The organism is Rodentibacter sp. Ppn85, assembly GCF_001999335.1.
Taxonomy (GTDB): Bacteria; Pseudomonadota; Gammaproteobacteria; order Enterobacterales; family Pasteurellaceae; genus Rodentibacter.
Window position 1 is genome coordinate 1 of the sequence record NZ_MLHS01000019.1, and the last position, 25,153, is coordinate 25,153.

Sequence of the window (25,153 nt, forward strand, 5' to 3'; positions counted from 1 at the left end):
TCCCAAAGCAATTTAAGTGCAGGTTCATCTCCTAAAGCGGGTATTTTGGTAATAAGTCAAGGTAGTGGAATTGCAGTTTTTCGCTATCACCCTGCAACAAAAGAACTAGAAAAAATCTGGGTGGCGGATTAATTAAAAGTGCGGTTGAAAATGAGGGTATTTTCTCGATATTATGTAAGCAGTTGTACAACACTGATTTAAAAGAAAGACGGCTTTTAGTCGTCCTAATTTTTTTACCATTGTTTAATCAAGGCTACCCCACTTTTAAAAGTATCTATAACATACAAACTCGATGATTTTACGTCTATGTGATGAGTCTTACTTCATCTTTTGGGCAACAGCCAAACAACCGTTTATATTCGCGACTAAATTGACTGGCACTTTCATATCCCACCTGAAATGCCGATTCACTTACCAAGCGATTTTCTTGCACAATCAACCGTTTGGCTTCCATTAAACGTAAAGATTTTTGATATTGAAGTGGCGACATCGTTGTGATTTTTTTGAAATGACTATGAAAACCTGAAACCGACATACCACATAATGCTGCAAGCGAATCAATCGTAATGAATTCTTGAAAATGTTTTCGCAGATACTCCGTTGCTCGGGCAATTTTATGCATATTTGAATCAATACTTGTCATTTGTTTGAGCTTTTTACCTTGTTCACCTGTCAGCAAACGATAGTAAATTTCTTGTTGAATTAAAGGTGCAAGAAAATTAATATCTTTTGGATTTTCATGTAAAAGCAAAAGTCGCTCAAAAGCCAGTTCTAGATTTTGATCGAGTTCCCATCTCCCAAAACCTTCCTTATTTTCATTTTTCGATATAGAAAGTGCGGTTTGTTCCAAAAGAATTTTTTGAACTGTTGGAATATCAATCTTCATCGACATCACTAAAAACGGTTCATTTACTGTTGCATGCTTAATTTCACCGCACATCGGTACATTTACAGGGCAGAACATATAATACCGACTATTAAATTGGTAATATTGATCACCAAGTTGAATGAACCTTTCACCATTTAATACAATGCAGATACTGGGTTCTTGAATAATACCTTCATAAGAAAAAGGTCGATCCGAATGACGGATAATCAAACCGTCAATCGGAGAAACATAGTTCTCATTATGAGGTATGACATTTAAAACTCGCTGAATAAATGAGGATGAAAACATAATAATTTGTAGAAATAGGCAAGAATCTTATAGAAATGTTATATCACTTCAAGCTTAAACTCAATAAAATAACCGCATCTTAAATGACTTAACAAAGAGGAAAAACGATGAAAATCTTTTACAAAACTTCAGCTACAGCAACAGGTGGACGTGATGGACACACTCAAGTCGATGATAGTTCAATCGGCTTCGATTTAGTTAGTTTCCAAAATGAAAGCGATAAGCACGGCACGAATCCAGAACAGCTTTTTGCGATGGGTTATGCTGCGTGCTTTGATAGTGCAATGAACCACATTGCACCAACACTGGGCTTAAAACCAACTAAATCTTCTACCAGCGTTGCCGTGGGAATTGGTCAGAAAGCAGATGGTGCGTTTGGATTGGATTTAGACATCTCTATTACTGTTGCAGGCTTAGACGAAGAAGAGGCGAGAAAGCTAATCACTCGTGCTCACGAGGTCTGCCCTTATTCTAATGCTATTCGTGGTAATGTTGATGTTCGCTTGCATGTGAATTTAATTCAAACATTTAATTTATAAAGTTATCATGGTGGGTCTTAATGCCCACCATGACATACAGAATCACTCGCGATATATTCTGCCGGAGTGAAAGAAAGCAAAATTAACTATCGATTAAATATAAAGATGGGTTACAGTTCCTTTTGCAATTGATAAATGAATAGTTATATAGATTAAAAAATCTCCATTGAGATAAATTTCAATGAAGATTCTCATATTTTTTAGTCGGTTAAATACTTGTGCAACTATACAATACTGTATTTTCTGACCGCACTTTATTTTATCTCACCAATTTACTCATTTTCATCTCCTGCTTTTCGTCTCCCGCTTGATACAAGCGGTTTTTATATAGATAACTTCCCAGCAAAGCATACGCCAGTGCTTCTTGTTTCATTTCTTCCGATACGCTTTTTTCCTTCAGCGTTTCAGTGGCTTTATCGTAATAATAACCTTGTGTAGCTTTATTTGGCATTTGAATAACCACATCACGGTTTCCTTTCATTAAAGCCTGTGTTTGATCAAATTGCATAATGGCACGATCAGGGTTGGTATTTTTGGTTAAATCATAACCAATCATAGGGTGATTACCGCTTACTCCCGCTAAGGATAATAACGTTGTCGGCATATCAATTTGGCTCACTAGACGCTGATCACGGCGTGGCGCAATTCCCTCTCCTAAAATAAGTGCCGGAATATGAAAATTTTTAATCGGTATTAATCCAGCGCCTGCGGCTCGTGAATCGTGATCGGCAATCACCAAGAAAATGGTATCTTTCCAATAGTTAGATTTTTTCGCTAAATTAAAGAAATGGCCAACGGCATAATCTGCATACTTTGCACTATTATTTCGTGTTGCTTTGGGTTGTTCATACAATTCGATTTTCCCATCGGGAAATTCAAAAGGATCATGATTACTTGAGCTAAATACAAGACTGAAAAAAGGTTTTCCTTCGTTTTGCAGCTTTGTAAAGGTTTCATCCGCTTTATCAAACAAATCCTCATCACTCACTCCCCAAGTAGCAGTAAATTTCGGATTTTTATAATCTTGCTGATCAATAATCGTTTTAACCCCATTGCCGTAGAAAAAACTTGCCATATTATCAAAATGCTTTTCACCACCATAAATAAATGAGGTGTCATAGCCCTGTTTACCTAAAAAATCGGCAATGGTGAAAAAATTATTTTGTGCATTATTGAGTTTAACCACAGCACGTGACGGCGTTGGTATAAAACCTGTGGTTACCGCTTCAATTCCCCGTACGGAACGAGTTCCCGTGGCATAAATATTTTCAAATAACCACCCTTCTTTGGCTAATCGATCAATATTCGGCGAAAGAGGTTTACCGCCTAAATTACCGATAAACTGTGCACCAAGGCTTTCTTGCAATATGATGACAATATTTTTAGGCTTGCCTTGATAGCTTGCGGTATTTTTAGTTAAGGTTGGGAATTTTTCAGAAATATAATCATCTACGGTTCTGCCCCGATTTAATTTCACAATACGTAACATTTCATTTGTATCCATTTTGCCGTATATTTCCGAGGATTTTTCTTCGTCCTTAAATTGCTGTGCGGCATAAATCACCGAATAGCCGGAATTTAATACTAAAGAATTCACCAAGGCATCGGAAGAAAACGCCACCATCGCAGGATTAATGCCGCGGTGCTGAAAGCTTGAACGAGCTCCGATAAAGCTCACTGCAACCACCAACAATGCCATAATCGGGCGAACTTTCCAGCTCATTGGGCGTAAGTTTTTGACCGTCCAGCCGGCAAGTTTCCAGTAAATCATTACAGCTAAAGCAGTAAAAACAAGGCTAAAAACGACCGCACTTAAATGCCCTTCCATCAGCATAGAAAAGACTTCTTTAGGATAAATTAAATACTCAATAAACAGGCGGTTCGGTCGATAATCATAAGTTTCAATAAATGCCGGTGTAGCAATTTCCATAAAAATAATGAAAACACTACACAATGTCAGCCAAACCCGTAGGATCTTTTTCCATAAATCACGAGTGTGGAACACCACTGTCAATAATGCCGGAACGCCGAATAAGTAGCATAGCGCCACCACATCAATACGTAAACCTTGTAAGAATAGCTTCCCCCAACCCTGTACGGCGGAAACCCGTTCCATTTGCCATAAAGATAAACCCAAGCGGGACAAGGAAAAAACAATGAGGTTGATAAATACAAAAATGATGATTGGAAACAGGGGGGAACGTGTGTTTTTCATAAAAAATATTCCTATTATTAGGGTACACTATGCTCAGTAAAGATTCTTTAATCTTTGCTCAGCAGCTTGTTTGATTTCATTCGGTATGTTGCTTGAAACCAAAATCTCACGATAAATTAATGCCGAAAGATGTTTATTCATTGAAGTGCCAATACCTTTTTCGTAATAAATGCCCAAACGCAATTTAGCATCGGGATTTTCTAAATCAGCGGCTTTTTTCACCCATTCAAAAGATTTTGTTTCATCTTTTTGTTTCAGGTAAATTTCAGCCAACATCATCATGGCATCCAAATCTTTTGCCTTTGCCGTGGTTTCAAATAATTTTATGGCTTGCGGAATATCCTTTTTCACATAATCGCCACTGTAGTACATCATCGCCAAATTATTAATAGCTCGAATGCTTCCCATCTCTGCGGCTTCACTAAACCACCAGTAGGCTTTCTCTTTGTTTTCTTCTACGCCGCGACCAAGGTTATAAAGCATACCTAAATTCCCCTGTGCTTGGATATTTCCTTCCAAAGCGAGAGGCTGCATAATTTCAAATACGGATCGCCAATCTTGTTTGTTAGCAAAATTCTGTGCCATATTCATGCGCTGTTGATCCGTTAATTTGGGATTCGTTTTCAGTTCTTCCGAATGGCTCGAAAAAGTCATTGAAAGCCCCCCCAAAAGTGCGGTAAAAATAACGAGAGTTTTTTTCATCAAATTCATCCTGTTAATGTGCCGAGTAAAAGAAATACAAAGAAAATAGCCGTTATTAAGAACTCTATTAGACCGACTTGTTTGACAGAAAGTTTCTTACGCGGTAAATAAATTGCACGAGCCCAACCAACCAAAAATGCCAGTGCGAGATAAAATTGTCCCGTTCCGACGAAATACGCTACAAGGAAAGAATGAAAAAGAATTGATGACCGTAAATATTTCTTATTTTTCCGCTCACGCATCATTGATTTCACATAGATTGTCGTACCGACGAAAAATAACGAAGGATAAATGGCAACCCAGCAAATTTTCATATCAAAAGTGCGATCGGGAAAATAATATGCTGCCATTCCTGCAAGAGCAAAAATGGCAATGCCGGCAAGATCATTCAGAAAATTACGTTCGTCTTTTTGTTTAATGTAATAAATATTCACTAAAACAAAAGGCAGCATTGCTACGATAAAATAAAGAACTTGCCAGTTATAAAATAATGCAGGGAGAGCGGAAACAAGCGTCGCTGCCCCATAAATGAAAGTCCATTTTCGATATTGTTCGATATTTTTACCTTTAAACAAATTTAACAAAGGGTAGGACATCAAATAAAGAGAAAACCATGCAATTAATAAAAAAGTATGTGCCCATACAGAATGATTAAGCAACATACCGTAAAAGAAAGGTAATAATGCCATGACAACGGCGCCATGTTGATTAGAAATTAACAGCTTCATATTAGCCTCATATAAGTGAGAATAATTCTCGAGCATTTTACTCGGATAAACGAGAATTTACAAAGTGTTAGCAGCACTTTAAAATGCAATCGGTTTATTGTTAAAGGAAAATATTATGACTATCCAACGAATTCATTCCAGCAAACGTTTTTGCGAAGTTTCCATTTATAACGGCACTGCTTATCTCGCAGGACAAGTACCGGAGAAAACCCTTGAAAAAGATGCTTACGAGCAAACAAAAGAGGTGCTTTCACTTATTGATAAATTGCTTGTAGAAATAGGATCGCACAAAGGTAATATTCTCAATGCGCAAATCTTTCTTGCCGATATGAAGGATTACAAACAATTAAATCAAGCTTGGGACGAATGGGTTGATCATTCAAACCCGCCAAGCCGTGCGACCGTGGAAGCTAAATTAGCCTTGCCAGAATGGAAGGTAGAAATTGTGATTACAGCGGCAGTTTAAATATTAAATTTGTGATCCGTAGCAAAGAAATTTTTTTTCATTTTTCTTACAATGCTCTTTACAATTCAAAGAGCCTTAATAAACAACAAGTATAGGGAGTAAACTATGCAAGCATGGACAACTGAAATGTGGCAGGCTGCCGGTATCGGTTTAGCGGTAGGCGTTATCCTCGGCTATTTAATTTTACGTTTAACCAAAGGATCGGTAAAACATCAAGTTCAAACAGAAAATGAGCTAAAAGCGGTAAAAACCAGACTTGAAAGCCAAAACCAACAACTCGAAAAACATTTCGCGGAAAGTGCGGAATTGTTTAAAACCCTCATCAGCGATTACCAAAAGCTCTATCGTCATTATGCCAACTCTTCCAATACGTTATTGGGAGAAAATCCAAAAGGTTTATTCACGCAACAACTAATCACTGCTATAGATAAACCACAAAATGAACCTCCGCTTGATTATTCTGAGGGCTCGTCAGGGCTACTTAAAACAGAAAAAGAAAATCATTAAACGATTTTAAATGCGGTCAGAAAAAACAATTTCAATTCTGACCGCACTTTTTTTAATTTTTTTCTCAAATACCTTGTTTTTCTTGAACATTTCATTTATTCCTTTGTCTGATGAAACACCATTTAGGTATGAACTTTTCTCTTTCATAAGAAAGATCGTTTTACTTGGAGATTCTATGAAAAAAAGACATTTTATATTAACCAGTATTGCATTAGGTTTAAGCGTTTTGGGCACGTCTATGAGTACGCAGGCAGACTTGCCAAGTATTGTCATTCAACAAAATAGCCTTGCCCCTATGCTTGAAAAAGTACAACCCTCAGTAGTCACAATTTCAGTGGAAGGTAAAGCAAAAAATAGCGGTCGTTCTTTCCTACCCGATGATATTCCTGAAGAATTTAAATTTTTCTTTGGCGATCAATTCGCCGAACAATTTGGCAATCGTGGCAGTGGGCGCAACTTTCGCGGTCTGGGCTCCGGTGTCGTGATTAATGCGGATAAAGGTTATGTACTCACCAATAACCATGTAATTAACGATGCAGATAAAATCAACGTGACCTTACAAGACGGACGTGAATTTAAAGCAAAATTAGTAGGAAAAGACGAACAGTCAGATATTGCGTTAATTCAAATTGAAAAACCATCAAATTTGACAGAACTTAAATTTGCCGACTCCGATAAGCTACGCGTAGGCGATTTTACGGTTGCTATCGGTAACCCATTCGGATTAGGGCAAACCGTGACTTCCGGTATCGTATCCGCATTAGGTCGTTCAACAGGTTCCGACAGCGGTGCTTATGAAAATTACATTCAAACGGATGCGGCGGTGAACCGTGGTAACTCCGGCGGTGCGTTGGTGAACTTAAACGGTGAATTAATCGGTATCAACACTGCGATTATTTCACCAAGCGGCGGTAATGCAGGCATTGCATTTGCAATTCCAAGTAACCAAGCAAACAATATCGTTCAACAAATTTTAGAATTCGGTGAAGTACGTCGTGGTTTACTCGGTATTAAAGGCGGTGAGTTAAATGCCGATTTAGCCAAAGCATTTAACATAAATGCTCAACAAGGCGCATTTGTGAGTGAAGTATTACCTAATTCCGCTGCGGAAAAAGCCGGCATTAAAGCCGGTGATGTGATCACCGCAATGAACGGTCAAAAAATCTCAAGCTTTGCGGAAATGCGGGCTAAAATCGCCACTTCCGGTGCCGGCAAAGAAATTGAGCTAACCTATTTACGAGACGGCAAATCACAAGATGTGAAAGTGAAATTGCAAGCGGATGACGGTAAAGGGTTGAGCGCAAGCAATATTGAATTGCGAGCCTTAGACGGTGCGGAATTAAATAACTACAATGCAAAAGGGATAAAAGGGATTGAAATCACTAAAGTTCAACCTAATTCCCTTGCCGCTCAACGCGGTTTGAAAGCCGGTGATATTATTATCGGAGTAAACCGCCAGGCAGTAGAATCAACCCAAGATTTACGTAAAATTTTGGAGGGAAAACCTTCCGCCGTGGCATTAAATATCTTACGCGGAGAAAATAATTTTTATTTATTAGTGCAATAAGTTTAAAAGAGCGGTCCGTTTGACGGCAATTTTACCAAAGCGGTGTTTTATCAAAGATAAAGCACCGTTTTTCATGGGAAAAACTAGGGAAAAATCCTCTCTTATGCTATAATTCTTACAATTTTTTGATCGAAAAAGGAATACCCATGACGGATTCAATTCAATCCTCAATTACCCCTGTTAATATTGAAGAAGAACTCAAATCCTCCTATCTTGACTATGCCATGTCTGTGATTGTCGGACGTGCTTTACCTGATGTACGTGACGGTTTAAAACCCGTGCATCGCCGCGTATTGTTTTCGATGGATCGCGAGGGCAATACGGCAAATAAAAAATATGTCAAATCAGCTCGTGTAGTGGGAGACGTTATCGGTAAATATCACCCTCATGGTGATTCCGCCGTGTATGACACTATCGTCCGTATGGCACAACCGTTCTCACTTCGTTATATGTTGGTGGACGGGCAAGGTAACTTTGGTTCGATTGATGGCGATGCACCTGCGGCAATGCGTTATACCGAAGTACGTATGCAAAAAATTACACAGGCATTGCTCACGGATTTGGATAAAGAAACCGTCAATTTTTCACCAAACTATGATGGCGAATTAATGATCCCTGACGTATTGCCTACCCGTATTCCGGCACTACTTGCAAACGGTTCGTCCGGTATTGCCGTAGGGATGGCAACCAATATTCCGCCTCACAACCTAAATGAAGTATTAAACGGTTGTTTAGCTTATATTGATAACAACGACATCACTATTGATGAATTAATGCAATATATTCCGGGACCGGACTTCCCTACCGCCGCCCTAATCAATGGTCGTAAAGGTATTGAAGAAGCCTATCGCACAGGTCGAGGTAAAGTCTATGTTCGCGCGCGGGCAACTGTCGAAACTAATGATAAAGGTCGCGAACAAATTGTCGTGTCCGAATTGCCTTACCAAGTAAACAAGGCAAAACTGGTGGAAAAAATTGCCGAGCTTATTCGCGAGAAAAAAATTGAAGGGATCAGCAATATTACCGATCTTTCAAACAAAGAAGGGATTCGCATTGAGATAGATATCAAACGCGATGCGGTAGGAGAAGTGGTATTAAACCACCTTTATTCTCTCACCCAAATGCAAGTGACTTTTGGGATCAATATGGTTGCCTTGGATCACGGCCAACCGCGTTTATTCAATCTTAAAGAAATTATTGAAGCCTTTGTGTTACACCGCCGTGAAGTGGTCACACGTCGCTCAATTTTTGAACTTCGTAAAGCACGCGAGCGTACCCACATTTTAGAAGGTTTAGCGGTGGCGCGTTCTAATATTGATGAAATGATCGCCATTATCCGCAATTCTAAAAACCGAGAAGAAGCCGCCAACGCCATAAGTTCACGTTCTTGGGCATTGCACAGCGATATTATCAATCTACTTGATATTACTGCCCGTCCGGATGATCTTGAAGAAAATCTAGGCATTCAGGGCAAACAATATTATTTATCAGCGGCACAGGTCAATGCGATTTTAGAACTTCGCTTACACCGTTTAACCGGCATCGCTTTTGAAGAAGTGGTTAAAGAATACCAAGAATTATTGGTAAAAATTGCCGACCTTCTTCATATTTTAGGTAGTGCCGAACGTTTAATGGAAGTGATCCGTGAAGAATTAGAAGAAGTGAAATCACAATTTGGTGACGAACGTTTAACGGAAATTACCACTGCCTCAGGGGATATTGATTTAGAAGATCTTATCGCTCAAGAAGATGTAGTTGTAACACTTTCCCATGAAGGTTATGTGAAATATCAACCGTTGACCGATTATGAAGCGCAACGCCGTGGCGGTAAAGGAAAATCCGCCACGAAGATGAAAGAAGAAGATTTCATCGAAAAACTACTGGTTGCCAACACCCATGATACGATTCTCTGTTTCTCAAGCCGAGGACGTTTATATTGGCTAAAAGTGTATCAACTTCCACAAGCCAGTCGTGGGGCCCGCGGTCGTCCAATTGTGAATATTCTGCCGTTACAAGAAAATGAACGTATCACAGCCATCCTACCGGTTTCCGCCTATGAAGAAGATAAATTTGTGGTGATGGCAACGGCCGGCGGTATTGTGAAGAAAATCGCCCTCACAGAATTTAGCCGCCCACGTTCAAGCGGTATTATTGCCTTGAATTTACGTGATGAAGATGAACTGATCGGCGTAGATATTACGGACGGCAATAATGAAATTATGTTGTTCTCTTCTCAAGGTCGCGTGGTGCGTTTCTCCGAAGCCGCCGTGCGTACAATGGGGCGTTTAGCAACCGGCGTTCGAGGTATTAAACTTGCCCTAACAAACGATATTTCAGAAGATGAAAGTGCGGTCGAAATTGAGGACATTTCCGATGAAAATACGGAAGATACCTTGGATCTCAATATCGACAAAGTGGTTTCCTTAGTTATTCCAAAAGGTGAAGGCGCGATCTTAACCGCTACACAAAACGGTTACGGTAAACGCACTCAATTAAACGAATATCCGACAAAATCACGCAACACCAAAGGGGTTATTTCTATTAAAGTGAGTGAGCGTAACGGTAAAGTAGTTGCCGCAACCCAAGTGGAAGAAACCGATCAGATTATGCTAATCACTGATGCAGGAACACTTGTGCGCACCCGTGTAAGTGAAGTCAGTATTGTGGGTCGAAACACACAAGGTGTGCGTTTAATCCGTACCGCAGAAAATGAAAATGTGGTGAGTCTTGAACGTGTATGTGACGTAGATGAAGAAGAACTATCACAAGATAGCGATTCCGAATAATAATTCCAAGTAGTAAAAAGTGCGGTCAAAATTGACCGCACTTTAAACATCCGTCTTAACGATTTACTCCCCAATGACGGGTATCTTTATCAAATTTCATACCTGAATGAGATCCTTCCGAACCGTTAAAATACACGTCTTTATTGGCACAAGCAGAAATAAGCAATGCTCCCACAACAACGAATAATAATTTCTTCATGACATCTACCTTTGTTTACTATAATTAGAACGCTTCAAATTGTAACATAATCTCGGCACGCCAACCACTTCCGTAAAAATCCGACTATCCACAAAATCATCTTATCGTTCATTTTCAAATAGCTTGTATTTGCCGCAAAAGCACTGTAATAACTTGATAAAATATGCCATCCCCTCTACAATGCACGGCCTATGTAGTTCGCAAACCTCCTACATGGACGCATTAAAATATGACTGCGCCCTAACAAAACTAGGTACTAAAATGAATATTTCAAATCCAAACCGTAACCGTAAAGCGGTTGTGATCTTTTCCGGCGGGCAAGATTCCACCACCTGCCTATTTCAGGCCATAGCCGATTACGGCAAAGAAAATGTCGAAACCATCACCTTTCAATATGGTCAGCGACACGCCATTGAGCTAGCAAAAGCACAGTGGATTGCCCAAGATCTTGACATAAAACAAACCTTAGTTGATACATCCGTTATAAAAGCTATTACCCATAACGCTTTAATCGATCAACAAACTAAAATCGAACAAAAAAATAACGAACTGCCAAACACCTTTGTAGACGGCAGAAATGCCTTATTTTTACTTTATGCGGCGATTTATGCGAAGGGGCAAGGAATTCAAGACATCATCACAGGGGTATGCGAAACAGACTTTAGCGGCTATCCGGATTGCCGGGATATTTTCATCAAGTCTATGAATGTTACGCTCAATCTTGCCATGGATTATCAATTCAATATTAAAACGCCTTTAATGTATCTCACCAAAGCCCAAACTTGGCAACTTGCTGATGAATTAGGCGTGTTAGATTACGTTCAACAACATTCCCATACTTGTTATGAGGGAGTGGAGGGCGGCTGTGGCTGCTGCCCGAGTTGTGAATTGCGCAACAAAGGTTTACAACAATATTTGCGACAAAAGTACGGTGAAAAAAATGTTTAAAATTTCCAAAGAGTTCAGTTTTGATATGGCGCATTTATTAGATAATCACGATGGTAAATGCCAAAATCTGCATGGACATACTTACAAATTACAAGTAGAAATCAGCAAAGATTTAGTGAATTACGGTGAGAAAAAATCTATGGTTATGGATTTTTCCGATTTAAAAAATACTGTGAAAAAAGCCATTTTAGATCCCATGGATCACGCCTTTATTTACGATCAAACCAGCAAGCGGGAAAGTAAAATTGCCGCATTATTGCAAGAATTAAATTCAAAAACCTTTGCCGTACCTTTTCGCACTACCGCCGAAGAAATGGCTCGATTCATTTTTAACCGATTGAAATATGATGAAAAACTCGCTATTTCGGCAATTCGTTTATGGGAAACGCCTACTTCTTTTTGTGAATATTCGGAGTAAAGTGCGGTGAAAAATCAAGCTGTTTTAGAACCGCACTTTAATATTGTGGAAATTTTTGAAAGCCTGCAAGGGGAAGGTTTCAATACGGGTATGCCCAGCATTTTTGTTCGTTTTGGTAAATGCAATCTCGCCTGCCCTTGGTGCGATACGCCTTATAATCAATTTGAACGTCAATCAGCCTCGCAAATTTTGGCAAAAGTGCGGTCGTTTTCGGCAAAAAATATTATCATCACCGGTGGCGAACCGACCATTGTACCCAAAATTGAATTTCTACTCGATCAATTCAAAGCAGACGACTATTTTCTTGCCATTGAAACCAACGGTTTAAAAGCAATTCCGCCACAAATCGACTATATTGCCACCAGTCCAAAGCGTCTTTATATGTACAAATATGAACAACGTTGCATTGAATCTGCCGATGAGGTACGCGTTGTAGCAGATGAAAATGTATTACCTTTTTGTGAACTGATGGAACAAAAAATTCGTGCGCAACACTATTATCTCTCCCCTTGTGACATTGACGGCAAAATGAATTTACTGGAAACCATCACCCAGTTAGGCAAACTCAATCAGCGCACGAATAAGCCCAAATGGCAATTAAGCTTACAAACGCATAAACTAGTGGGTATTGAATAAAAAAGTAAACGGTAAAACAGAGCTGATACAATGTTCCCAATGAACTTTTTATACTAGCCATTTTTTTTTAAATTTCGTACTATACGCTATCTTTCTTTTTCCCATTTCTCTTTTATTTATGAATAATCTTGAACTCGAGCAACTTCTCAACCAAACACTCAATTCAAATCAAATTTCCGACTATGCCCCAAACGGCTTACAAGTGGAAGGCAAAACAGACATAAAAAAAATCATCACGGGTGTGACCGCCAGCCAAGCCTTAATTGATTATGCGGTTGAACAACAAGCCGACGCCTTGCTGGTACATCACGGATATTTTTGGAAAAGCGAAAATCCTTGCATTCGAGGAATAAAAGGTAAACGAATCAAAACTTTATTAGTTAATGACATCAATTTATATGGCTATCATTTGCCATTAGACGTACATCCTGAACTTGGCAATAATGCACAACTTGCCAAACTACTCGGTATCGAAAATTTACAACCGTTAGAAAATACCCCGACAAGTATTCCCGTTTGGGGAGAATTAAACAAACCAATAACAGCAGAAGAATTTACCGCCCGTATTGAGCGGGTTCTTCAACGTAAACCGTTAATTTGCACCGAAAACGGACCGCACTTTATGCGCAAAATCGGTATCTGCACAGGGGGAGGACAGGGTTATATCGACCTAGCGGCGGCACAAGGTTGCGATGCATTTATTACCGGAGAGGTATCTGAACAAACCATCCACTCCGCCCGTGAACAAGGTATCCATTTCTTTGCAGCCGGCCATCACGCCACCGAACGCTACGGTATCAAAGCACTCGGCGAGTGGCTGGCAAAAGAATATGGCTTTGATGTGGAATTTAAGGATATTGATAATCCTGCATAATATACTGGTTCAACCAAAAAGCCGCTTCATTGCTCAAAATAAGCAAAACAGGTATAATTCACACAATTTTTATTCAACCAATAGGAAAAAACATGGGTTTCTTAACAGGTAAACGAATTTTAGTCACCGGTCTCGCAAGCAATCGTTCCATTGCTTACGGGATTGCAAAATCAATGAAAGAGCAAGGTGCAGAACTTGCTTTCACTTATCTAAACGAAAAATTACAACCGCGCGTAGAAGAATTTGCTAAAGAATTCGGTTCTGATATTGTCCTTCCTTTAGATGTGGCAACCGATGAAAGTATCCAAAACTGCTTTGCAGAATTAAGTAAACATTGGGATAAATTTGATGGTTTCGTGCACGCCATTGCTTTTGCACCGGGCGATCAATTAGACGGTGATTATGTCAATGCCGCAACCCGTGAAGGCTACCGTATCGCTCACGACATCAGTGCATATAGCTTTGTGGCAATGGCGCAAGCCGCACGCCCTTATTTAAATCCAAACGCTGCGCTATTAACCCTTTCTTATTTAGGTGCAGAACGTGCTATCCCTAACTACAATGTAATGTGTTTGGCAAAAGCCTCATTAGAAGCGGCAACCCGTGTGATGGCTGCAGATTTAGGTAAAGACGGTATCCGTGTTAATGCGATTTCTGCCGGTCCGATTCGTACATTGGCCGCCTCAGGCATTAAAAACTTCAAGAAAATGCTTTCCGCTTTTGAGAAAACCGCCGCATTACGCCGCACGGTAACCATTGAAGATGTCGGTAATTCCGCTGCGTTTTTATGTTCTGATCTCTCCTCCGGTATTACCGGTGAAATCGTTCATGTTGATGCCGGTTTTAGCATCACTGCAATGGGCGAATTAGGCGAAGAATAATTTTTGATTCATTTATTTTGGGCAGACTTATCGTCTGCCTTTTCTCTTTTTTAAAATATAACTATGTTCCAAGACAATCCATTACTCGCACAACTTAAACAACAAATTCACGAAACCAAAGAACGTGTAGAAGGTGTAGTGAAAAGCACCGACAAAGCCTATGGTTTTTTAGAATGTGATAAGAAAACTTATTTTCTTGCTCCGCCTGCGATGAAAAAAGTGATGCACGGCGATAAAATTACCGCCACTATTGAAAAACAAGGCGATAAAGAACAAGCCGAACCGGAATCCTTGATTGAACCTATGCTGACCCGTTTTATAGCCAAAGTGCGGTTCAATAAAGACAAGAAATTACAAGTGCTGGTCGATCACCCAAGCATTAATCAGCCTATTGGTGCGCAACAAGCCAAGTCTGTAAAAGAAGAATTGCAAGAAGGCGATTGGGTTGTTGCTAATCTGAAAACCCACCCATTACGTGATGATCGTTTTTTCTATGCCACGATTAACCAATTTATCTGTCGTGCAGACGATGAATTTGCACCTTGGTGGGTCACACTTGCCCGTCACGAACAATCCCGTTATCCGGTACAAGGCGCCGAACATTATGAAATGCTTGATCAACAAATGCGTGAAGATTTGACCGCACTTCATTTTGTTACCATTGACAGTGAAAGCACACAAGATATGGATGATGCCCTCTATATCGAGCCTGTTGAGCAAAATGGTGAGCAAATTGGTTGGAAATTAGTCGTTGCGATTGCCGACCCGACAGCCTATATCGCGCTTGATTCACAAATCGAAAAAGATGCGAAGCAACGTTGTTTCACCAATTATCTCCCCGGTTTTAATATTCCCATGTTGCCACGGGAACTCTCCGATGAACTCTGTTCTTTAATGGCAAATGAAACCCGCCCTGCCCTTGTTTGCTATATTGAAACGGATTTACAAGGCAATATCGCGACAAAACCGCATTTTGTTTCGGCCTATGTGCAATCAAAAGCCAAACTTGCCTATAACAAGGTCTCCGATTATTTAGAACAAGTAGCCAATGCATGGCAACCGGAAACCGAAGAAATCAGCGAACAAATTCGGCGTTTATACCAATTTACACAATCACGTATTAACTGGCGTAAAACCCATTCGCTATTATTCAAAGAAAAGCCGGATTATTCTTTTGTGCTGGCTGAAAATGGTAAAGTACAAGATATCAAAGCGGAACACCGCCGTATTGCGAATCAAATTGTAGAAGAATCAATGATTATTGCGAATATTTGTGCGGCACAATTCTTAAATGAACAGACAAAAACCGGTATTTTCAACACTCATAGCGGTTTTGATAAAAAATTCTTGGAAAACGCCCATCATTTCTTAATGGCAAATTTGGCTAACGAAGAAAATCAAGCGGAACTTAATGAGCGTTATTCTACGGAAAATTTATCAACATTAAATGGCTATTGCCAAATGCGCCACGATATCGAACCGATTGACGGTGATTATCTCGAATTGCGTCTGCGTCGCTATTTAACCTTTGCCGAATTTAAGGCTGAATTAGCACCGCACTTTGGTTTGGGTTTGGAAGGATATGCCACTTGGACATCACCAATTCGTAAATATTCCGATATGGTAAATCACCGCTTAATCAAAGCCGTACTCACACAACAACCTTATGAAAAACCACAAGACGAAGTGTTAGCACGCTTGCAAGAAGCCCGCCGCCAAAATCGCTTGGTAGAACGTGATATTGCCGATTGGTTATATTGTCGCTATCTTGTCGATAAAGTGGCTGAAAATGCAGAATTTGATGCTGAAGTGCAAGATGTTACGCGGGGAGGATTACGGGTTCAATTATTAGAAAATGGTGCGTCAATGTTTGTGCCGGCCTCTACTCTTCATAATAATAAAGAGGAAATCCAAGTGAATACCGATGAACTCGCCCTCTACATTAAAGGTGAACGGGCATACAAAATCGGGGATATTGTGCGTGTAAAACTCACGGAAGTAAAAGAAGCAACCCGAAGTATTGTTGGTTCGGTGATAATCTAGCATAAAAAATGGCGTTTTCATTAACGCTATTTTTGTTTGGAAAATTAACCACACTTTCCAAAAGTGTATGTATATAGCAATTTCTACAACGCAATCTCATCCAACGAACGTCCGAAACTCGGCATAAAGACTTGCAAGAAATAATCCATTTCTTGGCTATGCCATTGTTGCATTAGGGCTTCCAATCTGGTTTTTGCGACTTTAAATTCTTGATTGCCATTCTCTAGCTCAAATTGTGCTTTAATATAAGCACAAATTAAATCCGCCTGTTTAACCAAATGCTTTTCCTCATCAGAAAAGGTTTCACTGTCTAAATAAGGGGCAAAATCACCTTGCAGTTCTTGCGGTAAAAGACTGATTAAATGAAGTTCCGCCGCGCTCTCAATTTGTTTATAGGCTTGAGTGATTTCAGGGTTGAAATATTTAATCGGTGTCGGCAAATCACCGGTAAAAATTTCAGATGTATCATGATACATCGCCATAACGGCGATCCGTTCCGGATTAACCCGACCGTCAAAAAATTTATTTTTAATAATCGCTAACGCTTGTGCGACAAATGCGACTTGCAAGCTATGCTCTGCCAGATTTTCTTTTTCAATGTTGCGCATTAATGACCAACGTTGAATCAAACGCAAACGATCTAAACAAGCAAAAAAATGACTGGTTTTAATCTCCATATCTCCTCTAATTAGACGGAAGCTCTTCCACCATCACAGACAAATCAAACACTCGTCCTAAACGCATTACTGTTACCGTTACTCTTGTATTCGGTTTGGTATTGGAGATAATTTGCATCATTTCACGGGTTGAAATGCCCTCTTGATTATTGAGTTTTAAGATAACATCGCCCACTTGAATACCGGCTTTTGAGGCAGGACTATTAGGGGTAACGCCCGTAATCAAAATTCCTTGTTCCGCACTGGAATTAATCTCGCTTTGTACGCCAAAATAGCCTCGAATGACACGTCCGTCGCGGATAATTTTATGCAAAACATCATTTGCAATATCCATCGGAATGGCGAAATTTAGACCTTCGGCAATTTCTGTTGACGTTTTACCGATACTCAAGGTGCTGATTCCAACCAACTCACCGGCTGAATTAATTAACGCACCACCTGAATTACCACGATTAATTGAAGCATCCGTTTGAATAAAATTTTGTCTGCCAAGAGAATCCCCCACCGCACTTCGTCCTACGGCACTAATAATTCCCTGAGAAACGCTTTGCCCAAGATTATAAGGATTGCCAATCGCCAGAGCGACATCCCCGACATGAACTTGGCGATTCGCATTTTGTGGGATAGTAGAAAGATTATCGGCATGAATTTTCAACACTGCAAGATCCGTTAAATTATCGGAACCGATCAGGTTTGCTTCATAAATATTACCATTCTGTAATGCCACCACAATCTGATCGGCATTTTGGATCACGTGTTTATTGGTGAGAATATAGCCGTCTTTACTCATAATAACGCCCGATCCCAAATTATTCACTTGCAGTTGATCATTATCGTTAATACTGGCTGATGAGAAAGAGCGATTGTACACATTGACTACCGCAGGCGATGCGATACGAACCGCATTTTTGAAAGAAACAATGTCATCAGAGGTAAAAATATTGCTGCTATTTATTCTTGGCACAGCAAAGAGAATTATGCCGGCAGCGGCTAATCCCCAAAGAGCGGAATAAACAAGTTTTTTAAGCATTTAAGATCCTTTTGGCGTATAAGTTAATTTTATATCATCGCCAATTTGTTGAAATTCGTTAAGTTGCCATAGAGGAGCATCGGCTAATTGTATCAAATGAGGCAAGTTACATAGACCACGAGCTTGTTCGCCCAACAATTTGGGGGCAATATAGAGAATCAGTTCATCCACCAATTTTTGCTCAATCAAACTACCGGCTAAATTTTTTCCCGCTTCGACCCAAAGACTATTAATTTGACGTTTTCCTAATTCAACCATTAAGTCGGATAAGAGATTATCTTGAGGCAAGACAATTTGCTCACAAAACTCAGGAAAACCCGTAAGATCACGCACTTCACTTGAAACCAACCACACCGGTGACACGGTTTCAAATAATTTATGGCTTGGCTGAATGCGATGTTGTGAATCTAAAATAATACGCACAGGCTGCCGCACCGTTTCTTTCGCATATTCTTGCTTGAGATCAACAGGAAAATCGTCCCACCGCACATTTAGGCTGGGATCATCAGCTAAAACGGTAGCGGAAGTGGATAAAAGTGCGGATGATTTTGCCCGCATTTTTTGCACGTCGGTACGTGAGGCGGAACCGGTAATCCATTTGCTTTCTCCGCTTGCCATAGCCGTTTTACCGTCAAGGCTCATCGCTAATTTAAGCTGTACAAAAGGCGTTCCTTCCCGCATACGCTTTAAAAAACCTTGATTAAGCTTTTCCGCAGAATCTTTTAGTAAATTGACCGCACTTTCAATACCTGCTTCGGCAAGCATTTTCAGTCCCCTACCCGCCACCTGCGGATTTGGGTCTTCCATTGCAGCGATAACTTTCACGACACCGGCTTCAATTAAACCCAATGCACAAGGCGGCGTGCGTCCATAATGGGAACAAGGCTCCAAGGTAACATAAGCGGTTGCCCCCTTTGCCTTTTCACCAGCTTGAGCCAGAGCAACCCGCTCCGCATGAGGTTGCCCCGCCTTAAAATGAAAACCTTCCCCTACAATCTCGCCATCTTTCACTAATACGCAACCCACTGCGGGGTTTGGCGTTGTGGTATAAATTCCTTTTGCAGCCAAATCTAAAGCCCCTTGCATAAATTGCTCGTCTTGAACGGTAAATTTATCAGACATCACTAATCCTTCAGACTTTCTATTTCTTTGGTAAATTGATTAATATTATCAAAACTCAAATACACCGAAGCAAAGCGAATATATGCCACCTTATCCATTTCTTTTAATTCATTCATCGCCAATTTGCCGACTAACTGGCTAGGCACTTCACGCTCACCGGTCGCACGTAGCTGCAAAATAATATGGCTAATGGCTTTTTCCACATCATCCGAGCTTACAGGGCGTTTTTCCAAAGCATGCTGAATACCACTGCGAAGTTTGTCTTCATTAAAAGGCTCCCGTGAACCATCGCTTTTAATAATTTTCGGTACGACCAACTCGGCGGTTTCAAAAGTGGTAAAACGTTCATGACAGTGACCGCACTCACGGCGGCGGCGAACTTGATAACCATCGGATACTAACCGACTATCAATGACCTTAGTTTCTTCAGTAGAACAAAATGGGCAACGCATAGGAGATCCTCTCAAAAACGGGCGTCTATCTTAGCAAAAAAAGTCCGTTTTGACGATTGACTTTATTTTTTATTACTTGACATCTTACCTTCTTTTGCAAATAGTAGACCAAACCAATCTGTCGTTTGTTTTACTAATTTCATCAGGTTTTCCTGCTGATCAAATTTTGTCGTTTGAGCCAGCACCCGAGCCCAATAAGGATCGGCTTTCTTTGTATAATGTCTTTGCTTTTCATCTTCGGCTAATTTTCTTAATTTCTCCCAAATAACCTCAAAATTGACCGCACTTTCATCTTTTTCAATAAATTCGGTGATTTTGTTAATCGTTGGAACGAGCTGGATTTCCAACTGACTTTGCAAATACGCCTGTGCGTAAATTTGCAACTGGGTTAATGCCATCTCCCGCTCCACTTGCGGTAATTCAACGGTTTGATCTTGCGTAATTAATTTTGCCGGCATAGTGTTTTCATGTGTGACGGATTGGATCAAATAATAAATCCAAGGGCGAATGCAATAACGCTCTTTATAGTTCGCAAAACGCCATTCAATTACTTGATTTGTTTCACCGAAAAGATTTTGCATATAACCAAATAGGCGAATCGATTGTGTTTTGCCTTGCCAAGGAACATTCAATATGAAATCGACAGACGCATTGTGCGGTTGATCAAGATTCGTGATTTTATTTTTAAATTCCAATACGGTCTCACGCACGGTTTCCGCCGCGACTTGGCCAAATTGCGCACGAGGCAATACACCTTTCACATTAGCTTGGACAAAATATCGATCGAACTCACTTTCATCAAAATACACAAGATGATTATTAAGCGCATATTTATCCAATCCGGTTAAGGTGAAATTTTCGCTGTCGGCGATACGATCGTCTTCATTACGAAAATACACCCCAAGCTGCTTTTCAAAGAAAAATTTCACCGGATTTTGCACAAAACTCACAAACCGATCTAACTCGATTTCCGTTATGGATTCCGTATTTTCCATCAGCGTAACAAATTCTTTTTGTGATTTATTTCCTGTCATCTTGGCTATCGGCAACCATTTAGAGGCAAAAGAGCAGTTAAAATTATCGCTATTTTTAAAATTATTCGGGCTAAATGCCGTCATCGTATGTTGTTGAATAGACAATTTTTCCTCGTCCGTTTGTCCCTGATTGAGATAATCCAATAATTGGCTGACCAGTATGGAGGGTTCTTTGCTTTGGTTATCAATAATTGAACGACCAATATAACTGATGTAGCAATAATCCCGTGCGGCAAGCAAGGCTTCAAGGAATAAATAACGATCGTCATCACGCCGTACCCGATCACCTTTTTGATGATGATATTGCATTAGATCAAAACTGTTTGGCGTTTGTCTGCGAGGGTAATCCGCCTCGTTCATCCCCAATAAACAAACCACCCTGAACGGGACGGCTCGCATTGGCAATAAGGTACAGAAATTTACTTTACCGGCTAAAAATTTCAGACTATTGGGTGTATCTTCCAACTTTATCCTCATCACATCGGCAATCACATCCGCTTGTAATAAAGTATTAAAATGAAGTTCGTCCAGCTGTTCCGCCACCTCGTTAATTTTTTCCTGAATATAAAAGAGGGTGTCGTGGGTTTCTTCATTTTGCACAAAAAAATCTATCAAAAGTGCGCTTAATATTTGCTGCCATTTTTTCATAGAATGGGCTTCTTGAAGCATTTCATACCAAGCGGAAAGCATCGTGAAAAAATGCGATAAATGCCCGGCTAACACGCCCTTCAAACCATAACTGCTGTCAAACCCAAGGCTGTCTTGCCAAATACCGTGTTCTTCACGCATAGCATAGCCCAATAGCATACGTTCCAGGCCGGCTTGCCAAGAATTAAAATTCGTCCCGTCTTGATTTTTTTGTAAACCGAAACGAATTCCCGCCCCGGCTACCCATTCACGGACTAGGGGTAAATCGGAAAGCGAAATGTTAAAACGCTGATGTACGGCGGGAATATCCAATAAAGCGAGTATTTGTTCCGCACTAAAAGTACTTTCTTTTAAATGTAATAGCGAGAGATAACAAGACACCAAAGCGTCACTTTCCGATAATTTGTTATCGGAAATAGAAAAAGGAATCAGCGGCACATCACCATTTTTATGGCCGAAAACGGATTGAATATAAGGGATGTAATGATTAATATCCGCCACCATTACCACAATATCTTTCGGTGTAAGCAATGGATTTTGATTAAACAAATCCAGTAAATAATCATGCAACACTTCCACTTCACGCATTGCGCTATGACAAGAATGTATGCTTAAAGTGCGGTCGTTTTTTTCAATGTTTAAAGGTTGATTGGTTAAATGCAAAATATGGGATTGCAATTGCCCGAGTAACGTCCTATTCGGAATTTCCTCATAAGCGTTCAGTGCATAAGTGGGAATTCGTTCTTCATCCTTAACCAAGATGTAAAGAAAATCACGCCCCATTTTCCCCCAAGCGGCAAGCAGCGGATTGCCGTTTTGCAGTTTTTCCTCATAATAGGTAGTTTCAAGATTGTTATCTGTCAATGCAGAAATCCGACTATCGGAAAAGAGCGGTTGGATTTCCTCTTGTTTTTGATAATGACGGCGTGCACGATTGCTAAGGTAATCCGTCCGTAAATCACGAACATCCCCCCAATATTCCTGACTAGGATTATTAAAAAACAGATGAATATCCAGCTCTAATGACATTGCTTGTAAAACGGATAAATAAGCCGTTGGCAATGCAGAGATACCAAAAATAAAGAGACGATTAGGCAGTTTTTTAGCTTGACTTTTATCGTTTAATAAGGTGAGAAATTTCTCGTGTAAGGCGGCGCGATGTGTGGCTTGTTCACCAATGTCCGCTTTTACCTTTGCAACCAATGCCCGCCATAATATTCCCTGCCAAGTCACATTTCCTTGAATTTGCTGCAACAACACATCGTTTAAATGTGCTTGTTGCATTTTTATTTGTACGGCAATTTGTTCATCTTCATTTCTTTCCCAAGCAAAAATCCATTCGGGACGATAAACTAAATATTGGTCAAATAAATCGGCAATTTTGCTACTTAATTGATAGAGCTTGTATTGTTCCGAATAAGGTGAAGAGGACAAATAATGACGTAAAGGATCGAATTCTTCCCGCTCTAAAAAATGAGGTATTAATCCCATTAAATGCCACATCATACTGTCCTTATCAAAAGGATTCTGTAAAGAAACGGAGGGTAAATTATCTCTATAAAGTTGCCAAATAAAGGTCGCCGGCATTGGAAAGATTAAATTGGCGGAAACGCCGTTTTTCTTGGCTAATTCCATCTGTAGCCATTGTGCCATACCCGGACTTTGCACCAGAATAATATCTTGCTGAAAAGGATCTTCTCTCGGCATTGTGTTAAACAATTCGGCAAGAATCTCTTTCTGTTTTTCAAGTTGATTGGAATAGTAAACGATAAACACGGCACAACCTATCAAAAATAAGCCAAAATGAAGAGCCATTCTACCTGTTTTTTACTCGTTTTTCAGGGAAAATTCACCTTGAGAAGAACGAACAATCACTTGATTGCCCCGGCATTGTATTTGAAATTGTAGGTTATTTTGTTTCACTTGTTGTTCACAAGGTAAACCTAAAAATTGTCGTTGCGCTTGATTTTCGGCAATCTGCAATGCTTGAAAATCATGATAAATTTCGACCGCACTTTTGCGCTGACTTGCCGTCCAGCGATTAAATACCAGAAACAATATGCTAAACAACATAATCGTAAACATCACGGAAGTTAGCGACATCCCTTTATTCATTCGAGGCTTTAAAATCACTCCAACTTTTCTCCGCTAATTGCCATTTACTGTATTGTTGCACCAAAGGTTCGATGATCTTTTTACCATAGGCAATGCTAACCCCTTCTAATGTTAGCCTCCCGCCTGTGATCACCGCTCCGCTCACCCGCCCTTTACCCCGTAATATTAAATCCCCTTCCGCGACTAAAATACCTTGTACCGTGCCATTTACCTCCCATTCCGTTTGTTTCTCATTAAACCAATATAATTGCGGAATTTTGTTCGATACTAATGGGGTAGAAGGCATTGAAAAGAGTGGTCGAAATTCATCAAGATTTTCTAAGCGAATAAAGTTTGCCAACAAACCTTGATTACCCCCTTTCGTCGGCGATTTTTTAAATATAGTAACGCGCCGACACCACAAAGAATACTGAATCGAATCTTCTGCCTTCTCAATATTTATAAAAACTTGCCGAACAGAATCCGAATTATCCAAAGGAAGATTTGAACAGGCATTCTGCCGTTCTAATAAGGTGATTTTTTGTAAAGTTAAAGTTTGTTCTACATAGTTTTTACGTTGCATTTGCTGCGCACGAAAAAAACTCAAGGTGCTATCGTCAAAGAGTAATATCACTGCCAAAAAACCAGAAAGAAAAATCAAAATTGTGAGCGTCACAACGCCCTTTCTTTCCTTTTGTTTCATTACTGATTCCACAATGCCACCACCATTGATGTTTCATATCGAATAGCAGGATTCCCTTTTAAATTACCGGCAAGTTGAATTTCAATGCCTTTTCTTTCTGCAATAAAATTAAATTGCAAATGAGTGATCTCATATTCATTTTCATCAAGTAAATCCGTCCAACCTCCCCCAGCGTTACAGGCTGTTTGTCGAAGTGCTTTTTGGCATTCATTTGATTGACACTTGGCATTGATTGCGCTTTTGTAAGTTTGCTTGGTTTCAACCATTTTGTTATTCAATTTGTAACCGAAAAGTTCTTTTTCGATCCCTTTTGCCACATTTTGATGTCCGTTCAAACAGGTATTTTTAGTATATTTTTCGCCAATACATCCGTTCGCATTGAGATCATAAAAAAACAGGGCGCAGCTATTTTTAGGCGCATTATCCGCTTGTGAAATAATTAACGAAGTGCCTTCTTCATCTAGCTCGAACAAACCGATATTGGTTTCAATCAACTTATTATTTAATGCTCGAAATCCTACGCGACGAAGATCTTTTCCTATAAGCTGAACCGTTCGTTGTAATTCCGCCTGCAATTTTAATTTCAATAAAAGCTGCCGATTCTGAATTTGTATAGCGGTATAAAACTGTGAAACCACTAATAAAAGTGCAGATGAAATTGCTAATGCAATCATTAATGCGAGTAATGTTTGCCCTTTTTTCATGAT

25 protein-coding genes and 1 pseudogene are annotated in these 25,153 nt (G+C 39.9%); 12 read left to right on the forward strand and 14 right to left on the reverse strand.

Features of this window, described 5'->3' with window-relative positions:
* A pseudogene (locus BKL51_RS12055) lies at positions 1–132 on the forward strand (WD40 repeat domain-containing protein); the annotation flags it as partial.
* Between the two features lie 172 nt (positions 133–304).
* Here the strand turns inward: BKL51_RS12055 and BKL51_RS03860 are convergent.
* Positions 305–1,177, reverse strand: a complete 873-nt coding sequence (locus BKL51_RS03860) for an AraC family transcriptional regulator (RefSeq protein WP_077465425.1) — start codon at positions 1,175–1,177, stop codon at positions 305–307.
* Positions 1,178–1,284: 107 nt separating this feature from the next.
* Here BKL51_RS03860 and BKL51_RS03865 point away from each other — a divergent pair, with 107 nt between their 5' ends.
* Entirely contained in the window at positions 1,285–1,716 is a 432-nt protein-coding gene (locus BKL51_RS03865; protein ID WP_077465426.1) for an organic hydroperoxide resistance protein, read from the forward strand.
* Positions 1,717–1,975: 259 nt separating this feature from the next.
* Here BKL51_RS03865 and BKL51_RS03870 read toward each other — a convergent pair whose 3' ends face one another.
* From BKL51_RS03870 to BKL51_RS03880, 3 genes are read right to left on the reverse strand one after another with little or no spacing between them, the layout of a single operon-like run.
* The gene (locus BKL51_RS03870; RefSeq protein ID WP_077465427.1) at positions 1,976–3,931 is read right to left on the reverse strand and encodes an LTA synthase family protein; all 1,956 of its coding nucleotides are present in this window, start codon (positions 3,929–3,931) and stop codon (positions 1,976–1,978) included.
* A gap of 33 nt (positions 3,932–3,964) precedes the next feature.
* On the reverse strand, positions 3,965–4,633 hold the full coding sequence (locus BKL51_RS03875; protein ID WP_077465428.1) for a tetratricopeptide repeat protein: 669 nt from the start codon (positions 4,631–4,633) through the stop codon (positions 3,965–3,967).
* 5 nt (positions 4,634–4,638) lie between these two features.
* The gene (locus tag BKL51_RS03880; protein ID WP_077465429.1) at positions 4,639–5,361 is read right to left on the reverse strand and encodes a YwiC-like family protein; all 723 of its coding nucleotides are present in this window, start codon (positions 5,359–5,361) and stop codon (positions 4,639–4,641) included.
* Positions 5,362–5,476: 115 nt separating this feature from the next.
* On the opposite strand from BKL51_RS03880, the gene BKL51_RS03885 reads away from it, so the two are divergent.
* Positions 5,477–5,827, forward strand: coding sequence for a RidA family protein (locus tag BKL51_RS03885; protein WP_077465430.1), 351 nt, complete (start codon positions 5,477–5,479; stop codon positions 5,825–5,827).
* 105 nt (positions 5,828–5,932) lie between these two features.
* The gene (locus BKL51_RS03890; protein WP_077465431.1) at positions 5,933–6,334 is read left to right on the forward strand and encodes a YhcB family protein; all 402 of its coding nucleotides are present in this window, start codon (positions 5,933–5,935) and stop codon (positions 6,332–6,334) included.
* 6 nt (positions 6,335–6,340) lie between these two features.
* On the opposite strand, the gene BKL51_RS11855 is transcribed toward BKL51_RS03890, so the two are convergent.
* Positions 6,341–6,481: a hypothetical protein gene (locus BKL51_RS11855; RefSeq protein ID WP_158074916.1), complete on the reverse strand. Its 141-nt coding sequence runs from the start codon at positions 6,479–6,481 to the stop codon at positions 6,341–6,343.
* Positions 6,482–6,509: 28 nt separating this feature from the next.
* Here BKL51_RS11855 and BKL51_RS03895 point away from each other — a divergent pair, with 28 nt between their 5' ends.
* A complete protein-coding gene (locus BKL51_RS03895; protein WP_077465432.1) occupies positions 6,510–7,901 on the forward strand; it encodes a DegQ family serine endoprotease in 1,392 nt (463 codons plus the stop codon).
* 146 nt (positions 7,902–8,047) lie between these two features.
* On the forward strand, positions 8,048–10,687 hold the full coding sequence (gene gyrA, locus BKL51_RS03900; protein WP_077465433.1) for a DNA topoisomerase (ATP-hydrolyzing) subunit A: 2,640 nt from the start codon (positions 8,048–8,050) through the stop codon (positions 10,685–10,687).
* Between the two features lie 55 nt (positions 10,688–10,742).
* Here the strand turns inward: gyrA and BKL51_RS11945 are convergent, their stop codons facing one another.
* Positions 10,743–10,886 carry a hypothetical protein gene (locus tag BKL51_RS11945; protein ID WP_164703637.1) on the reverse strand — a complete coding sequence of 48 codons (144 nt, stop codon included), beginning with the start codon at positions 10,884–10,886 and terminating at the stop codon, positions 10,743–10,745.
* Positions 10,887–11,147: 261 nt separating this feature from the next.
* Between BKL51_RS11945 and queC the strand changes: the two genes are divergently transcribed.
* From queC to rnb, 6 genes are all read left to right on the forward strand, one after another.
* Positions 11,148–11,834, forward strand: a complete 687-nt coding sequence (queC, locus tag BKL51_RS03905; protein WP_077465434.1) for a 7-cyano-7-deazaguanine synthase QueC — start codon at positions 11,148–11,150, stop codon at positions 11,832–11,834.
* The gene (gene queD / locus BKL51_RS03910) at positions 11,827–12,252 is read left to right on the forward strand and encodes a 6-carboxytetrahydropterin synthase QueD (RefSeq protein ID WP_077465435.1); all 426 of its coding nucleotides are present in this window, start codon (positions 11,827–11,829) and stop codon (positions 12,250–12,252) included. Before queC ends, queD begins: the two co-directional genes overlap by 8 nt.
* Positions 12,253–12,258: 6 nt before the next feature.
* The gene (locus BKL51_RS03915) at positions 12,259–12,888 is read left to right on the forward strand and encodes a 7-carboxy-7-deazaguanine synthase QueE (RefSeq protein ID WP_077465436.1); all 630 of its coding nucleotides are present in this window, start codon (positions 12,259–12,261) and stop codon (positions 12,886–12,888) included.
* A 118-nt stretch (positions 12,889–13,006) separates the two neighbouring features.
* Complete coding sequence (locus BKL51_RS03920) at positions 13,007–13,762, forward strand: Nif3-like dinuclear metal center hexameric protein (protein ID WP_077465437.1); 756 nt, start codon at positions 13,007–13,009, stop codon at positions 13,760–13,762.
* A 92-nt stretch (positions 13,763–13,854) separates the two neighbouring features.
* Positions 13,855–14,643: an enoyl-ACP reductase gene (locus tag BKL51_RS03925; RefSeq protein WP_077465438.1), complete on the forward strand. Its 789-nt coding sequence runs from the start codon at positions 13,855–13,857 to the stop codon at positions 14,641–14,643.
* A gap of 63 nt (positions 14,644–14,706) precedes the next feature.
* Positions 14,707–16,686, forward strand: coding sequence for an exoribonuclease II (gene rnb / locus BKL51_RS03930; protein WP_077465439.1), 1,980 nt, complete (start codon positions 14,707–14,709; stop codon positions 16,684–16,686).
* Positions 16,687–16,769: 83 nt separating this feature from the next.
* Here rnb and yfbR read toward each other — a convergent pair whose 3' ends face one another.
* The 8 genes from yfbR to BKL51_RS03970 form a co-directional block, all read right to left on the reverse strand.
* Positions 16,770–17,363, reverse strand: coding sequence for a 5'-deoxynucleotidase (gene yfbR / locus BKL51_RS03935; RefSeq protein WP_077465440.1), 594 nt, complete (start codon positions 17,361–17,363; stop codon positions 16,770–16,772).
* A 7-nt stretch (positions 17,364–17,370) separates the two neighbouring features.
* On the reverse strand, positions 17,371–18,393 hold the full coding sequence (gene degS / locus BKL51_RS03940; RefSeq protein ID WP_059365377.1) for an outer membrane-stress sensor serine endopeptidase DegS: 1,023 nt from the start codon (positions 18,391–18,393) through the stop codon (positions 17,371–17,373).
* Complete coding sequence (ribD, locus tag BKL51_RS03945) at positions 18,394–19,515, reverse strand: bifunctional diaminohydroxyphosphoribosylaminopyrimidine deaminase/5-amino-6-(5-phosphoribosylamino)uracil reductase RibD (protein WP_077465441.1); 1,122 nt, start codon at positions 19,513–19,515, stop codon at positions 18,394–18,396.
* Positions 19,516–19,517: 2 nt separating this feature from the next.
* Positions 19,518–19,967, reverse strand: a complete 450-nt coding sequence (nrdR, locus tag BKL51_RS03950) for a transcriptional regulator NrdR (protein ID WP_077465442.1) — start codon at positions 19,965–19,967, stop codon at positions 19,518–19,520.
* Between the two features lie 62 nt (positions 19,968–20,029).
* A complete protein-coding gene (recC, locus tag BKL51_RS03955) occupies positions 20,030–23,425 on the reverse strand; it encodes an exodeoxyribonuclease V subunit gamma (protein ID WP_077465470.1) in 3,396 nt (1,131 codons plus the stop codon).
* A 51-nt stretch (positions 23,426–23,476) separates the two neighbouring features.
* The gene (locus BKL51_RS03960) at positions 23,477–23,764 is read right to left on the reverse strand and encodes a DUF5374 domain-containing protein (RefSeq protein WP_077465443.1); all 288 of its coding nucleotides are present in this window, start codon (positions 23,762–23,764) and stop codon (positions 23,477–23,479) included.
* On the reverse strand, positions 23,757–24,446 hold the full coding sequence (locus tag BKL51_RS03965; protein WP_077465444.1) for a DUF2572 family protein: 690 nt from the start codon (positions 24,444–24,446) through the stop codon (positions 23,757–23,759). Before BKL51_RS03965 ends, BKL51_RS03960 begins: the two co-directional genes overlap by 8 nt.
* Positions 24,446–25,150, reverse strand: coding sequence for a type II secretion system protein J (locus tag BKL51_RS03970; RefSeq protein WP_077465445.1), 705 nt, complete (start codon positions 25,148–25,150; stop codon positions 24,446–24,448). The genes BKL51_RS03965 and BKL51_RS03970 overlap by 1 nt, the downstream gene beginning before the upstream one ends.
* Positions 25,151–25,153 lie beyond the last annotated feature (3 nt).

What these genes read in the sequence shown, in the direction of transcription:
- BKL51_RS03860 (WP_077465425.1), bottom strand. Translation starts at nt 1,177, where the DNA reads ATGTTTTCATCCTCATTTATTCAGCGAGTTTTAAATGTCATACCTCAT.
- BKL51_RS03865 (WP_077465426.1), top strand. Translation starts at nt 1,285, where the DNA reads ATGAAAATCTTTTACAAAACTTCAGCTACAGCAACAGGTGGACGTGAT.
- BKL51_RS03870 (WP_077465427.1), bottom strand. Translation starts at nt 3,931, where the DNA reads ATGAAAAACACACGTTCCCCCCTGTTTCCAATCATCATTTTTGTATTT.
- BKL51_RS03875 (WP_077465428.1), bottom strand. Translation starts at nt 4,633, where the DNA reads ATGAAAAAAACTCTCGTTATTTTTACCGCACTTTTGGGGGGGCTTTCA.
- BKL51_RS03880 (WP_077465429.1), bottom strand. Translation starts at nt 5,361, where the DNA reads ATGAAGCTGTTAATTTCTAATCAACATGGCGCCGTTGTCATGGCATTA.
- BKL51_RS03885 (WP_077465430.1), top strand. Translation starts at nt 5,477, where the DNA reads ATGACTATCCAACGAATTCATTCCAGCAAACGTTTTTGCGAAGTTTCC.
- BKL51_RS03890 (WP_077465431.1), top strand. Translation starts at nt 5,933, where the DNA reads ATGCAAGCATGGACAACTGAAATGTGGCAGGCTGCCGGTATCGGTTTA.
- BKL51_RS11855 (WP_158074916.1), bottom strand. Translation starts at nt 6,481, where the DNA reads ATGAAAGAGAAAAGTTCATACCTAAATGGTGTTTCATCAGACAAAGGA.
- BKL51_RS03895 (WP_077465432.1), top strand. Translation starts at nt 6,510, where the DNA reads ATGAAAAAAAGACATTTTATATTAACCAGTATTGCATTAGGTTTAAGC.
- gyrA (WP_077465433.1), top strand. Translation starts at nt 8,048, where the DNA reads ATGACGGATTCAATTCAATCCTCAATTACCCCTGTTAATATTGAAGAA.
- BKL51_RS11945 (WP_164703637.1), bottom strand. Translation starts at nt 10,886, where the DNA reads ATGAAGAAATTATTATTCGTTGTTGTGGGAGCATTGCTTATTTCTGCT.
- queC (WP_077465434.1), top strand. Translation starts at nt 11,148, where the DNA reads ATGAATATTTCAAATCCAAACCGTAACCGTAAAGCGGTTGTGATCTTT.
- queD (WP_077465435.1), top strand. Translation starts at nt 11,827, where the DNA reads ATGTTTAAAATTTCCAAAGAGTTCAGTTTTGATATGGCGCATTTATTA.
- BKL51_RS03920 (WP_077465437.1), top strand. Translation starts at nt 13,007, where the DNA reads ATGAATAATCTTGAACTCGAGCAACTTCTCAACCAAACACTCAATTCA.
- BKL51_RS03925 (WP_077465438.1), top strand. Translation starts at nt 13,855, where the DNA reads ATGGGTTTCTTAACAGGTAAACGAATTTTAGTCACCGGTCTCGCAAGC.
- rnb (WP_077465439.1), top strand. Translation starts at nt 14,707, where the DNA reads ATGTTCCAAGACAATCCATTACTCGCACAACTTAAACAACAAATTCAC.
- yfbR (WP_077465440.1), bottom strand. Translation starts at nt 17,363, where the DNA reads ATGGAGATTAAAACCAGTCATTTTTTTGCTTGTTTAGATCGTTTGCGT.
- degS (WP_059365377.1), bottom strand. Translation starts at nt 18,393, where the DNA reads ATGCTTAAAAAACTTGTTTATTCCGCTCTTTGGGGATTAGCCGCTGCC.
- ribD (WP_077465441.1), bottom strand. Translation starts at nt 19,515, where the DNA reads ATGTCTGATAAATTTACCGTTCAAGACGAGCAATTTATGCAAGGGGCT.
- nrdR (WP_077465442.1), bottom strand. Translation starts at nt 19,967, where the DNA reads ATGCGTTGCCCATTTTGTTCTACTGAAGAAACTAAGGTCATTGATAGT.
- BKL51_RS03960 (WP_077465443.1), bottom strand. Translation starts at nt 23,764, where the DNA reads ATGAATAAAGGGATGTCGCTAACTTCCGTGATGTTTACGATTATGTTG.
- BKL51_RS03965 (WP_077465444.1), bottom strand. Translation starts at nt 24,446, where the DNA reads ATGAAACAAAAGGAAAGAAAGGGCGTTGTGACGCTCACAATTTTGATT.
- BKL51_RS03970 (WP_077465445.1), bottom strand. Translation starts at nt 25,150, where the DNA reads ATGAAAAAAGGGCAAACATTACTCGCATTAATGATTGCATTAGCAATT.